The sequence below is a fragment of the Bradyrhizobium viridifuturi genome, assembly GCF_001238275.1.
GTDB classification, from domain to species: Bacteria; Pseudomonadota; Alphaproteobacteria; order Rhizobiales; family Xanthobacteraceae; genus Bradyrhizobium; species Bradyrhizobium viridifuturi.
This window is the reverse complement of the sequence record NZ_LGTB01000043.1, coordinates 1-11,955: the sequence shown is the minus strand read 5'-3', so window position 1 is coordinate 11,955 and position 11,955 is coordinate 1. Positions and strand designations below refer to the sequence as shown.

Genomic DNA, 11,955 nt, shown 5'->3' with positions numbered 1-11,955 from the left:
GTTAAAGGCGCAGCACCCGGCTATTCTGCCGCAGCGGCGCGGCTCGGTTAATTCGTCATTCAATGTTGAAGAAAAACGGACGGGATCACGCCCGAGTGATGGCCGAGTCAGGGCCTTGTCGGGAACCGGTTTTGCGGTGGGAAATATTGGCCGACGCTTGCATCGGCCATTTGTCGAGCAAGGTAATCCGCTTCAGCTCTTGGGGAAGTTCAGCTCCACGCCGACGCCATCGGGATCGTAGAGGAAGATCTGGGTGTCGCCGGTGCGCGGCACGATCTGCTCGCGGAAGCTGACATTGTTCGCCTGGAGGCGCTTGCGTACGCCGTCAACGTCGGTCGCGGCAAAGGCGATATGGTCGAGGCGGCCGGTATCCTCATATTTCTTCTCCGTCCCACGCACGACGATGCCGTCGCGCGGCTTGCGGGTGCCCATTAAATGGACGGTGGCCTGACCGCCGGAATAGAGCCAGTAGCCCGGAAAATCGAGCGGCGGCCGATCGCCATTCTCGAGCCCGAGCACATCGCAATAGAACGCCTTGGTCTTTTCCAAATCCTGCGGTTCGATGGTGAAATGCTGCAGTCCGCCCAATGGCATGGTCGTTCTCCCTGAGAATTCAGATCAGACGAAGCTGAGGTCGGCGTCGACGCCGAGCATCCAGGCGCCGACGGTCTCGAAATGACTGAAGCGGCCCTGCAGTTGCTGGGTCACTGTGTGGATGTCGCGAAAGCGCCGCTCCAGCGGATGGCCGTCGAAGATCGCGGTCGCGCCGGCCGTGCTATAGGCGAAATCCACAGCTTCCCGCGCCTTGTGGATGGCGTGGGTCGCCGCCATCCGGATCGTCATGCGCTGCGCGACCGTGATGCTGTGGCCGGCGACCAGGTCCTTCCAGATGTCCGCCATCGATTGCAGCAGGAAGGCGCGGGCGGCGCGCAGATTGACCTCGGCCTGGGCGAGGCCGGACTGCACCACGGCATTGTCGCGCAGCGTCTTCTTCATGCCGCGCGGCACCTTGTTGCGGGCAACGTCGACGAAATTGTCCAGCGCACTGCGGGCGATGCCGCAGGCGACCCCGGCGAAGCCGACCTGGTAGCAGGTGTGGTTGCTCATCCGGTACAGCGGACCATTCTCGCGGCACTCGCGCTCGAATTCGCGGGTGATCGAATGGTCCGCGCGAACGAAGAAGTCGTCGAGCGCGAACTGGTCGCTGGCGGTGCCGCGCAGCCCGACCGTGTTCCAGATGTCGGTCCATTCGACGTCCTCGGTTCGCACCAGCATGGTGCGTTCGAGCTGCTCGCCATTGGCGTCGCGGCGCGGCGAGGCGTCCGCGGCATAGATCGGGCAATGGGCGCCGAGCCAGGTGGCGTGCCGGCCGCCTGACGCGAACGACCAGACCCCGGTGACCCGGTAGCCGCCCTCGCATTCGATCGCCTTGACCTTGGGGCCGGGGCCCCAGCCAGCACCGCGCGCGGGTCGGCAAACATCTCCTGCGCGACCGGCAGGTCGAGATAGGCCGCCGACATCGCACAGCCGCCGGCCTGGCTCAGGCACCACGCCGTCGAGGCATCGGCCTTGGCGATGGTCTCGATGGCATGGAAGAAGGTGACGGGATCGGTCTCGATCCCGTCGGTCGACGCGGCAACAGCAGGCGGAACAGCCGCGCCTCGTGCAGCCGGTCGAGCAAATCGGGCGGCAGGCGGCGAGTTGTTTCGATCTCGTCGGCGGCGGCCGCAACTGCGTCCCTGATCGACTCGGCGCGGGCGATCACGTCACGATCGCCCGCAAGATCTGCTGAAGTCACGCTCATATTCGCCTCCCTCAGGCGCGCCGGATGGTGGCGGAGGCCGCGACGTCAGCGGCCGCGTTGAGCTCCCTGTCAATCTGCTCGATCGACTTGCCCCGGGTCTCGAGCCCGAAGAACAGATAGACGGCGCCCGCCATCAGGAACCAGCAGCCGAGATAGACGAAGGCGGTCGGGATCTGGGTCAGCGGCACGTCCGGCTTGAGATAGTTGTTCGAACCGACGATCAGTGCGAGGCCGACCGGCCCGATGATCTTGCCGATGCCGCCGAAACCGTAGGCCGAGCCCATGCCAGTGGTGCGCAGATGCGACGGCCAGACCTCCGCCGCATAGGGCCCGACGATCGCAAAGCCGCCGTCGGCGAAGAAGAAGGCGGCGCCGAGCAGCAGCCAGAACGCCGACATGCCGAACAGCGTCGCGTCGTAGTGATAGCCGGCAATGATGGTCAGCGCGCCGGCGCCGAGGCCGAGCAGGCCGCCGGCGATGCGCCGTCCCAGCAACTCCGAGAACCAGGAGAACGAGATGCGGCCGAGGAATCCGGTGACGCTGAGCAGGATCATCATCTTGGCGGCTTCCTGCGGCGTGACCTTCAGCAGCAGCACGAACAGTGCGGGCGCCCACAGCGTGATGCCGTAGACGCCGGTCTGCGCGCCGGCGTTGCCGAGCCAGGAGACGATCAGGCTGCGCGGATATTTGAACAGGTCGAACCAGCTGGTCGTGACGATCGGCCCGGCGTCGGCCGCGCTCGGCAGCGGCAGCTCCGATGGCGGCACCTGCAGGGCCCAGGCGAGCGACTTGCGGGCCTCGTCATAGCGCCCTTGCCGGCACAGCCAGCGTGGCGACTCCGGCACCCAGAGCCGGACCAGCAGCACGAGGACCGCCGGCAGTACGCCGATCGCAAACAAAAGCCGCCACTGATCGGTGCCCATGATCGCGCCCAGCACTGCGCCAAGGCCGACGCCGAGCGGGATCACGCAGGTGACGAGCCCGCCGACCCAGCCGCGCTTGTGCGAGGGCATGAACTCCTGCACCAGCGGCAGGTCGACGCAATACAGGCCGCCGACGCCGGTGCCGACGAAGAAGCGCAGGATTGCGAGGTAAACCCAGCCATTGTCGGGCGTGAAATAGAGCAGGCCGGTCGCGATCGAGAAGTTCAGCACCGTGCCGATGAAGACGATGCGGCGCCCGACCCGGTCGGCGAGCCAGCCCCAGAGATAGGCGCCGATGATGGCGCCGATGCCGGAACTCATCAGGACGGTGGCCGATTGGCCGAAGGTGAGCTTCCACGGCCCGATCAGGAAGGCGAGCACGAAGCCGATCAGGAAGTAATCGAAGAATTCCAGCGCATCGCCGATGATGGCTGCCGCAAGGATCTTGATCTGGTTGCCGGTCAGAGTCGTCCGGCGATCGAGGATCTCGAACATGGCGCGTCTCCCCTTGGCGCCTGTTCGTTGTTGTTGCGAGCGTGCGTTGCGCCGGCGCATCGCTCATAAGATGAGGCTATCCTCGTGCTGTCGCGAACGGCAAGCCCGCACCGGCGCGGGGCTCGTCTGCACGAACGCGATATGCAATTCGGCTTGCCGCTGCGCACAAATCATGGTGCGAAAGCCTGATGTGAGCCGTGCCAGCCGTTGACTCCTGCGATCCCGATCGCCCACGTTTGTGGCAAGAGAGCGGGGGAGACAGGCCGGGTGGACGAGAAGCGCAGGCATCCACGAACCGAGGTCAATGAACCCGGCTATGTCTCGTCGGGCGGTTCGGTCATGCACTGCACGATCGTCAACATCTCGGCGGAAGGCGCAGCCATCGAGGTCGAGAATCCGGCATTCGTCCCGCATAGATTCCGCCTGATGATGGCCCGCGACGCCTCGGTGGTCTATGAGTGCCAGGTGATCTGGAGCAAGAAGACGCGGATTGGAGTGAGTTTCGTGACGACCGCCTGAGCGCGGCAATCTCGCAGGACACCATGACCGACCGTGCCAGGCTGGAATGGGTTTCGTCGCTGGAACAGCCGGTGGAACGCCGATGACTCCGGAACCCGCAACGATCTGCCTCGGCTGCTGGCAAAATCTGCATATGCCGATCCCGCTGCGCGGCCCCTTGTCGGCGCCGTTCCGCCTGTTCGGCGTCCGGCCGAGCCGCATGAACCCGAACACCTGCACGATCTGCGAGATGGCCTTCTCGAAGATCATGAAGGCGCGCGCCGTGACCATCGACGCCACCATCCTGTTCGCCGATCTGCGCGGCTACACCACTTTGACGCAGACCATCGCGCAGGACGGGCTGACGTCGCTGCTCGACGCGTTCTACGACGACTGCGCCGCCGCGATCTGGCGCTATGACGGCATCCTCAACAAGACGATCGGCGATGCCGTGTTCGCGATCTTCAATTTCCCGGTACGGCGGGACGATCACGCCGTGCAGGCCCTGCTGGCGGCGCGCGAGATCCAGCGCCGCTTCAAGGACAGGCACGATACGCTAGTAAAGGCGATCGGCGCCGGCGACATCGAACTCGGAATCGGCATCGGGATGGACAGCGGCGACACCAATTTCGGTGAGTTCGGCCAAACCCATCGTGACCTGACGGCGGTCGGCACGGTGGTCAATCGCGCGGCCCGGGCCCAAGCGATCGCGAAGTCCGGCGAGATCCTGGTCACATCAGCCGTGCGGGATCGAACCGCAAGCATGATCACGGCGACCGGTTCCGACTATACGCTGAAGGGCTTCGACCAGCCGGTTACACTGTTTTCGGCGTGAATTGACGCGGCGCAACAAAAAGACGGCTCCAGCGCGGAGCACCGCGCCGAAGCCGTCGGGGATGGTCGTTTGCCGATTACGAACACCGCGCTAACGCGAGGCCGGTGGCTTCGTTCCGGGAGCGGAGGGGATTTTCGTCAGCGCCACATGCCGCGCATCCGCGCGCGATATCGATCGGCGGCGCACGGCTGGGGGAGGAGGCTTGCGCGGCGGCTGCGCGCGGCCATGTGGTCCGCTCGAACATCGGCAGCAGTCGTTCCGGGATGAAGCGGGTGCGCGAGGCGTACATATGGCGGTCGCCCTTGGCGGCCTGGCCGTGGACGAAGAAGCGCTGCGGCACCATGAGATGCAGATCGTCCTTGGCGCGGGTCATGGCGACATAGAGCAGGCGGCGCTCCTCCTCGAGTTCGGCCGAGGTGCCGGCGCCGAGGTCGGAGGGCATGCAGCCGTCGACGACGTTGAGCACGTAGACCGACTTCCACTCCTGCCCCTTGGCGGAATGGATGGTCGACAGGATCAGGTAATCCTCGTCGAGCAACGGCACGCCGGCCTGGTCGCTGGTCGCGTCGGGCGGATCGAGCGTGAGCTCGGTGAGGAAGCGTTCGCGCGACGGGTAGCCGGCGGCGATCTGCTCGAGCTGGATGAGGTCGGCGCGGCGGACCTCGCTGTCCTCGTGGATGCGATCAAGATGCGGCTCGTACCACAGCCGTGCGCGCTCGATGTCGACCGGCCATTCCGAGAAGCGCAGGTTTTCGATCGTCTCGACGAACAACCTCCAGTCCGCGCCTGCGCGGGGCGGCGCCGGCAGCGCTGCGAGCGCGGCGATTGGATCGGCGGCTTCGGCCATGCGGTCGAGCACGCGCTGTGCCGAGGCCGGCCCGACGCCGGGCAACAGATGCAGGATGCGAAAGCCGGCGACCCGGTCGCGCGGATTGGCGGTGAAACGCAGCAGGGCCAGCATGTCCTTGACGTGCGCGGCGTCGAGGAATTTGAGGCCGCCGAATTTCACGAACGGAATGTTGCGGCGGGTCAGCTCGACCTCCAGCGGTCCGCTGTGCGAGGAGGTGCGGAACAGCACCGCCTGCTGCTTCAGCAGCGCACCTTCCTCGCGATTGGCCAGCACCTGCTCGACGATGTAGCGCGCCTGGTCGGCCTCGTCGCGGACCGTGACCAGCAGCGGATTGCGGGTCGAGGTCCGGTCGGTCCACAGGTTCTTGGTGAAGCGTTCCTTGGCCAGCGAGATCACGCCGTTGGCGGCCGACAGGATCGGCTGGGTCGAGCGATAGTTTCGGTCGAGCGTGACAATCTCGGCGGCGGGGCTGAACTGGCTCGGGAAGTCGAGAATGTTGCGCACGGTGGCGGCGCGGAACGAATAGATCGATTGCGCGTCGTCGCCGACCACTGTGAGCCCGCGCCCGGTCGGCTTGAGCGCGAGCAGGATGGAGGACTGCAGGCGGTTGGTGTCCTGATATTCGTCGACCATCACGTGGTCGAAGCGGCCGCCGATCTCCTCGGCCAGCGCGGTGTCTGTCACCATCTGCGCCCAGTAGAGCAGGAGGTCGTCGTAATCGAGCACGTTCTGCCGCTGCTTGGCTTCGACATAGGCTGCGAACAGCTGCTTCAATTCACCGGCCCAGCCGGAGCACCACGGGAAGAACTGGCCGAGCACGGCCTCGATCGGCATTTCCGCATTCACGCAGCGCGAATAGATCGCAAGGCAGGTGCCCTTGGTGGGGAACCGGCTTTCGGTACGGGAGAAACCGAGATCGTGACGGACCAGGTTGATCAGATCGGCGGAGTCTTCGCGATCGTGGATCGTGAAGGCCGGGTCGAGCGCGATACGCTCGGCGAATTCGCGGAGCAGCCGCGCGCCGATGCCATGGAACGTGCCGGCCCAGTTCAGCGCATCGGTCATGACGGAGGCGCGGTCGCCGAGCACGCGGCGTGCGATGCGCTCGACGCGGCCGGCCATTTCCGCCGCAGCACGCCGCGAGAAGGTCATCAACAGGATGCGGCGCGGATCGGCGCCGGCGACGATCAGGTGCGCAACGCGATGGGCGAGTGTGTTGGTCTTGCCCGAGCCCGCGCCCGCGATCACCAGCAGCGGGGCGCCGACGATGCAATCCTTGCCGACCCCATGCTCGACGGCGCGTCGCTGCTCGGAATTGAGCGCATCGAGATAGGCTGTGTTGGCAAGATCAGGCACGAATCACCCCCTGGGAAACGCTAACAGACATTGCGATTCAGCGGGGCCGGCACAGCTGCGCGGAAGCAGAGAAATTAGATTGACATTAACGCGCCGCGGCGCACAACCGCGCCATGGGTGACACTTCCAAATCCGACACGCCGCTGAAGGCGACATTCAAGGTGCGGCTGAACGGCGAGACAGTGACGCTCGCGACCGTCGGCCAGGCCTACCGCTTCATCAGCAATCTCAGCGCCGTCGAATGGATGGAGTTCCGCTCGCTCCATGACGAGGCGCTGGTTGCGCTGGAGCGGGCGGCCGGCAACGCCATGCTGACAGTGCAGGCGACCAACGCACTGCGGACGCTGTTCGTCCGTGCAAAACTGCTTTGAAAAGACAAGATTGGTTTGAAAAGAAATGGGCCGCCTTGGCCCTCCCTGGCGGCCCTAGAGTGCGGCCGAAGTGCATTGCACTCCCTGCCGTCGCGTGTACCGCCGTTACCTTGTTTGCGGCCATAACGAACACGGCCGTACGCAACCGCCGCCGATTCGGCTGTAGCTGCCGCGCCACAATCAGGAGCCGGCGTCGTCGACGAGACGGTCATACACAAGCGCAGAGCGCATGTTGATCGTTGCGATCCTCAGGTAGCTGGGTTCGCGCATCGCGTTGTTGAACATCAGGATCGCCGTCTTCCAATAGCCGCGCTCGCGCTGGTCGGCGTTCAGTGCTGACAGATAGTCCGCCGCGTCGCCGACGGTCGCGAGTATTCGCCCGTCTTTCAGCGTGATCGGGAACGCAAGCGGCGACCGCTTCTCCAGCTCCAGCACGAAAGGCTCTCCCAAAGGTCAGGCAGCGGCAAGCTGCCATAACAGAACAGACCTAGCTGCGCCGCTATATCAAAGCCTTAAGGGAGTGTCCGGCTCGACCGGGCAGGGGCTTAGAACGAGTCCGCCAGCGCAATCTCCGCCCGTAGGGCATCGATGCGCCGTTCGGCTTCCTCTGACGTCAAGTCGCGCGCGTACTGGTTCGGCTGATAGGCCTCCTCGGCCAGGCTCCTCAACCGCAGCGCCTGGGCACGCGACATCAGCCCGCCAAGCCGGTCCGCAACCCCACCAAATTTTACCGCTGCCATGCTCATCGTCCACCTCACTTGCCGGATCGTGACTTGACAATATGTTCTATTTTTGTTCTAACAAGCCATGGACAACAAGATCAATGAAATTCGTCGCAGGATCAGCACTTTGCGGGCTGAGATGACCTTGGTCGAGGCATCGATCCGGGATCAGGTCAATCGCGATCTGGATTGCAGCGAAGGGTCGTACCGGCTGATGGCGATGCGCGCCGAAGTTGCCGAGTTGATAGTTCGTTGGAAGGCCGCTGGTGGCGGCGAGCGGCTCCCGACCGTTCGGGAGCGGCTGAGCCGAAGCTATGCGGACCGTCCAACAGCGGCGGCCAAGGCAGACAAGGCCAGAGCGGACAAGCCAAAGGCCAAGCCGGGCCACAGTAACGCCAGGGTGTGATCCGGCCGCGCGATCGTACGAGGGGCTGACACACCGTCTTGAGCCCAAATCAGGTTTCCGGGCGGGAACCTGAACCGCGGGATCGGCATTTTCTTGTGGTGAGAGCCAACACCATAGCATCGCCCAGCGCCATGATCGCCGATCCGACCGCGCCTCCGCGGGCATCGATGAATGACGATCGCAGCCCGCTGCTGACGCTGATCTCCTGCATCAGCTGCGTCAGAACGATGCGGCTTGAGAGCAGCTCTCCGGGAAGCGAGGGCAGGGACATCCTTCAGTACCGCTGCGAGCAATGCAGCCGCATCGAGCGGGTGCAATTGGTGCGGCGAACCTGGCCGGCGGATCGCTAGCTCCTTGATCCCGAACTAGCAGCGGGCTTTGGCCTTTGGCCTCTCCACACTATCACGTGTGGCAGAATCGAACCCGCTCGGCGCATCTGCCGATGCGCCGCTGGTCGCGTCGCCTGAGCCTTGCCCTGTCAACCTGGAGAGTTCGCGGCTGAGATCGTGAATGTGGTACGGCTTGCGCAGCACCGGAAAGTCGGACCTCACGTCACGCGCGCCCTCGCTGTAGCCCGTCGTCAGCAGGATCGGCAGCTCGGGTTTCATGTCCCGGATCGTGCGCGCCAGCTTCAGCCCATCCATCCGGCCGGGCATCACGATGTCACTGAACACCACATCGATCCCGTTGGCGTCGATTTCCGACAAGGCCGCCTCTGCGTTGGACGCCCAGCGCACGGTGTAGCCGAGTTGTTCGAGCAGGCCGGTGCTCGCATCGGCGACGGCCGGATTGTCCTCGATCAACAGGACCGTCGCCGATGCGTGCATGGCGTGGTCGGCACGCGAGCGCGTTGCGGCCACGGTCCCGCGCGGCAGGAAGATGGAAACCGTCGTGCCCTTGCCGAGCGTGCTTGCGATCTCGACCCGGCCATCGGCCTGATGCGCGAACCCGTGGACCTGGGACAGCCCGAGGCCGGTCCCTTTGCCGACCGGTTTGGTGGTGAAGAACGGATCGAAGACCTTGCTCAGCACATCGTCCGGAATGCCTTCGCCCGTATCGGTCACGCTGACGGCCACCTGGGCTTGGGCAGGAATGTTGCGCGCCGCGATGGTCAGCGTGCCTCCGTCGCGCATCGCATCCCGCGCATTGACGACAAGATTGATCAGCGCGGTCTCGAATTCGCTCGGGTCGACGAAGACCGACCAGACATCCGGCTGGATGTCCATCTCGAGCTTGACCAGGCCGCCAAGTGCGCTGGTCAGGACCGCACGCAGCGCGCGGATCCTGTCGGCGACATCGATAGTCTGCGGGTTGACACTCTGGCGGCGCGCGAAGGTGAGCAACTGGCTGGTGAGGGATGCCGCCCGTTCGGACGCGGTTTCGATCGCGCTCAGTGCAAGCCTGCCGCGTTCGCTCATCACCTCGCGCCTGATCCGGTGCAGATTGCCCGAGATGATCATCAGCAGGTTATTGAAGTCGTGCGCGACGCCGCCGGTCAATTGGCCGAGCGCATCCATCTTCTGCGATTCCGCCAGCTGTCGCTGCACCTGTTCGAGCTTCTGCTGCGCCTCGCGCCGCTCGGAAATGTCCCGCGTGATCTTGGCAAAGCCGATCAGGCTGCCGTCGCTGTCGCGGATCGGATCGATCACGACGCTTGCCCAGAAGAACGAGCCGTCCTTGCGGACCCGCCAGCCATCCTCCTCGTAGTGCCCGGTCTCTTCCGCGATCTTGAGCGCACGTGCCGGTTTGCCGGCGGCCTGATCGGCCGGAGTATAAAATCGCGCAAAGCTCTGGCCGATGATTTCGCGGGGCGAATAGCCCTTGATGCGCTCGCCGCCGGCGTTCCAGTTGGCGACGATGCCGGCCGGCGTCAGCATGTACAGCGCGTAATCGGTGACGTTGCTCACGAGCAGTCGGAATTGGCTTTCGCTGGCCTCGAGATCCACGCGCGCCTGCCGCCGCTCGGTCACGTCGCGGGTCACCATGGCGTAGCCGACCAACTTGCGCTTCTCGTAGATCGGATCGATGACCACCGAAGCGTAGAATTGCGATCCGTCCTTGCGGATGCACCAGCCCTCGGCCTCGGCGTGTTTTTCCTTCCGCGCCATCAGCAACGCCTTCGCGGGAAGGCCCGATGCGCGATCCTCCTCAGGATAGAAGATCGAGAAGTGCTTGCCGAGGATTGCCTTGGCCGGATAGCCGGTGATGCGCTCGGCGCCCTTGTTCCAGTGGATTATCCGTCCATCGGGCGCGAGCGTGCAAATCGCATAGTCAATCGCCCCTCCGGCCAACAGCCGGAATCTTCGCTCACTCTCGAGAATGTCCCGCTTGAGCGTGTCTGATTTCTTAACCATCACCAATCCTGCCAATCCCCGAAACGCTCCGGGGAGGCCAATGTTCCAATGCAATCACATGCGTCCATGAGGACCAAACAAGACGAATGGCTTACGCCAGTCCGGGAAAAGTTCCAACGCGCAGTGGAACTTTTGGTTCCATCCGCGATTAAGCTACTCGGTTTGCGTCACAAATCGTGGTTTTGGCGTTTTCCCGCTTGAATAGATCCAAGGCAGTCATTCTTATGGTCACACTGGCTTTTCCGAGTCCCTGGATTCGCGGCCAGCGCGTAGGGGAAATTCCATGACCGATCTCGGTTCGCCGCCTCGTCCCCGTGCTGAAACACGCCGCGCCCAATCATCGAATGGAAGTCTCGATTCCTCGCACGATCTGCTGCAGTCCTTGCAGGCGATGCGCGGCGGCGACTTCTCGGTCCGGATGCGTGGCGATTATCTCGGCATCGACGGCAAGATCGCGGACGCCTTCAACGAAATCGCAGCCGCCAACGAGCGCATGGCGCAGCAATTGGCGCGCGTCGGGCAGGTCGTCGGTCGCGAGGGGCAGACCCGTCAGCGCGTCAATTTCGGCCTCGCCAGCGGCGCCTGGGCCGATATGGAGAGCTCGGTCAACACGCTGATCGACGATCTGCTGTGGCCGACCCGCGAGGTCACCCGCGCGGTCGCCGCGGTGGCGCAGGGCGACCTGCTGCAGACCGTGCAGCTCGACGTCGAGGGCAGGCCGCTGCGCGGCGAATTCCTGCAGTCGGCGAACATCGTCAACACGATGATCAAGCAGCTCTCGGTGTTCACCTCGGAGGTCACGCGCGTCGCCCGCGAAGTCGGCACCGAGGGCAAGCTCGGCGGCCAGGCCCAGGTGCCGGAGGTGACCGGCGTCTGGAAGGACCTGACCGAGAGCGTCAACTCAATGGCCAACAATCTGACCGGCCAGGTCCGCAACATCGCCGAGGTGACGATCGCGGTCGCCAACGGCGACTTGTCCAAGAAGATCACGGTCGACGTTCGCGGCGAGATCCTGCAGCTGAAGGAGGCCATCAACACGATGGTCGATCAGCTGCGCTCGTTTGCGTCGGAAGTGACGCGCGTGGCGCGCGAGGTGGGTACCGAAGGCAAGCTCGGCGGCCAGGCCCAGGTGCCCGGCGTCGCCGGCACCTGGAAGGATTTGACCGACAACGTCAACTTCATGGCGTCGAACCTGACGGCGCAGGTCCGCAACATCGCCGACGTCGCGACCGCGATTGCGGGCGGCGACCTGTCGAAGAAGATCACGGTGAACGTGTCGGGCGAGATCCTTCAGTTGAAGGAAACGCTCAACACGATGGTCGACCAGCTCAACCGCTTCGC

13 protein-coding genes and 1 pseudogene are annotated in these 11,955 nt (G+C 64.4%); 5 read left to right on the top strand and 9 right to left on the bottom strand.

Going from position 1 to position 11,955, the window contains the following annotated elements:
* Positions 1-192 precede the first annotated feature (192 nt).
* The 4 genes from ALC15_RS32085 to ALC15_RS32075 are packed head-to-tail and all read right to left on the bottom strand — an operon-like array spanning position 193 to position 3,222.
* Entirely contained in the window at positions 193-594 is a 402-nt protein-coding gene (locus ALC15_RS32085; RefSeq protein ID WP_050630750.1) for a VOC family protein, read from the bottom strand.
* Positions 595-618: 24 nt separating this feature from the next.
* Complete coding sequence (locus ALC15_RS32080) at positions 619-1,548, bottom strand: acyl-CoA dehydrogenase family protein (RefSeq protein ID WP_128089641.1); 930 nt, start codon at positions 1,546-1,548, stop codon at positions 619-621.
* On the bottom strand, positions 1,541-1,804 hold the full coding sequence (locus ALC15_RS43610) for a hypothetical protein (protein WP_128089640.1): 264 nt from the start codon (positions 1,802-1,804) through the stop codon (positions 1,541-1,543). Before ALC15_RS43610 ends, ALC15_RS32080 begins: the two co-directional genes overlap by 8 nt.
* 11 nt (positions 1,805-1,815) lie before the next feature.
* Complete coding sequence (locus ALC15_RS32075) at positions 1,816-3,222, bottom strand: MFS transporter (protein WP_050630748.1); 1,407 nt, start codon at positions 3,220-3,222, stop codon at positions 1,816-1,818.
* A gap of 267 nt (positions 3,223-3,489) precedes the next feature.
* Here ALC15_RS32075 and ALC15_RS32070 point away from each other — a divergent pair, with 267 nt between their 5' ends.
* Together ALC15_RS32070 and ALC15_RS32065 are read left to right on the top strand one after the other, a co-directional pair.
* Positions 3,490-3,741 (top strand): PilZ domain-containing protein, encoded by a 252-nt coding sequence (locus ALC15_RS32070; RefSeq protein ID WP_050630747.1) that lies wholly within the window; start codon positions 3,490-3,492, stop codon positions 3,739-3,741.
* A gap of 82 nt (positions 3,742-3,823) precedes the next feature.
* Positions 3,824-4,555 (top strand): adenylate/guanylate cyclase domain-containing protein, encoded by a 732-nt coding sequence (locus ALC15_RS32065; protein WP_050630746.1) that lies wholly within the window; start codon positions 3,824-3,826, stop codon positions 4,553-4,555.
* A 137-nt stretch (positions 4,556-4,692) separates the two neighbouring features.
* Here the strand turns inward: ALC15_RS32065 and ALC15_RS32060 are convergent.
* Positions 4,693-6,761 (bottom strand): annotated as a pseudogene (locus ALC15_RS32060) (ATP-dependent helicase).
* Positions 6,762-6,874: 113 nt separating this feature from the next.
* On the opposite strand from ALC15_RS32060, the gene ALC15_RS32055 reads away from it, so the two are divergent.
* Positions 6,875-7,132, top strand: a complete 258-nt coding sequence (locus ALC15_RS32055) for a hypothetical protein (RefSeq protein WP_050630745.1) — start codon at positions 6,875-6,877, stop codon at positions 7,130-7,132.
* A gap of 180 nt (positions 7,133-7,312) precedes the next feature.
* Here the strand turns inward: ALC15_RS32055 and ALC15_RS32050 are convergent, their stop codons facing one another.
* Together ALC15_RS32050 and ALC15_RS32045 are read right to left on the bottom strand one after the other, a co-directional pair.
* Positions 7,313-7,567, bottom strand: a complete 255-nt coding sequence (locus tag ALC15_RS32050) for a hypothetical protein (RefSeq protein WP_021082218.1) — start codon at positions 7,565-7,567, stop codon at positions 7,313-7,315.
* Positions 7,568-7,677: 110 nt separating this feature from the next.
* Complete coding sequence (locus ALC15_RS32045) at positions 7,678-7,878, bottom strand: DUF3072 domain-containing protein (protein WP_050423694.1); 201 nt, start codon at positions 7,876-7,878, stop codon at positions 7,678-7,680.
* A gap of 61 nt (positions 7,879-7,939) precedes the next feature.
* On the opposite strand from ALC15_RS32045, the gene ALC15_RS32040 reads away from it, so the two are divergent.
* Complete coding sequence (locus ALC15_RS32040) at positions 7,940-8,260, top strand: hypothetical protein (protein ID WP_050630744.1); 321 nt, start codon at positions 7,940-7,942, stop codon at positions 8,258-8,260.
* A 49-nt stretch (positions 8,261-8,309) separates the two neighbouring features.
* On the opposite strand, the gene ALC15_RS44295 is transcribed toward ALC15_RS32040, so the two are convergent.
* The gene (locus ALC15_RS44295) at positions 8,310-8,531 is read right to left on the bottom strand and encodes a hypothetical protein (RefSeq protein ID WP_157860957.1); all 222 of its coding nucleotides are present in this window, start codon (positions 8,529-8,531) and stop codon (positions 8,310-8,312) included.
* Between the two features lie 94 nt (positions 8,532-8,625).
* The gene (locus ALC15_RS32030; protein ID WP_050630742.1) at positions 8,626-10,614 is read right to left on the bottom strand and encodes a PAS domain S-box protein; all 1,989 of its coding nucleotides are present in this window, start codon (positions 10,612-10,614) and stop codon (positions 8,626-8,628) included.
* Positions 10,615-10,897: 283 nt separating this feature from the next.
* Here ALC15_RS32030 and ALC15_RS32025 point away from each other — a divergent pair.
* The coding region (locus ALC15_RS32025) for a HAMP domain-containing protein (RefSeq protein ID WP_430649213.1) at positions 10,898-11,955 on the top strand (1,058 nt) is incomplete at its 3' end.